Here is a 695-nt window from a genome sequence, read left to right on the forward strand (position 1 = left end):
ACGAAGCCCCAGAAAAAAATAGCAGTTGGAATCGTATCTAAGTTGGTGTGAATTTAGTGGGATTCGCACCAACTGCTACAAATAAATTTTCAATTCATTCTCTATTAGTTTGATTGTTTTAATGAGAATCTGTTCATCTAAAGGTTTGAAATTTTTGTGTGTGGGTTGGTTTATGTTTCTTTCGCCTTTGAGTAAGGTTACTATATTCAGATTCACGCTTTCAAAGTAACTCATTATAGAATGCGTGGGTTTTGATCCCAATGGGGTTTCTGGTAAAGCTGAATAATCCCCTCCTAATTGACTTTCTAGCTGAAATAAATAACAAGATATATTTGGATATAAAGTTTTAAGGAGATGAAAATCTACTAATATTCGCTTTAGCATAGCATTTTCCGTATAGTTTTTACACTCTATCCCCATAACCAATTGATTATCCACAAATATATGTTTATCAACACTCAATCCGTAATAATAATCTTCCTTACGCTCTAATATATATGCCCTTACTTGTTTGTTAGCTATATTTTCTATGTAGCTGTCTTTGATAGGAATCTTTATTTTTTTAGAATTTATTTCAAGCCTATTAGCGTTAGCGCCAATATTTTACCATGCTATTTTTACAATCTCTTCGCTGATATCTTCTAGTAATTTGCCTTTAGCGCTTCTTATAACTCCACCATACACCCTGCTATCTT

At 32.8% G+C, this 695-nt stretch carries 1 protein-coding gene; it reads right to left on the reverse strand.

The genetic code is table 11. The features are described 5' to 3' along the window. Positions 1 to 75: 75 nt before the first annotated feature. The gene (locus tag IEY73_RS34620; protein WP_229716437.1) at positions 76 to 438 is read right to left on the reverse strand and encodes a hypothetical protein; all 363 of its coding nucleotides are present in this window, start codon (positions 436 to 438) and stop codon (positions 76 to 78) included. Positions 439 to 695: the final 257 nt, after the last annotated feature.

Source organism: Mangrovihabitans endophyticus, from assembly GCF_014646155.1.
GTDB lineage: Bacteria > Actinomycetota > Actinomycetes > Mycobacteriales > Micromonosporaceae > Actinoplanes > Actinoplanes endophyticus.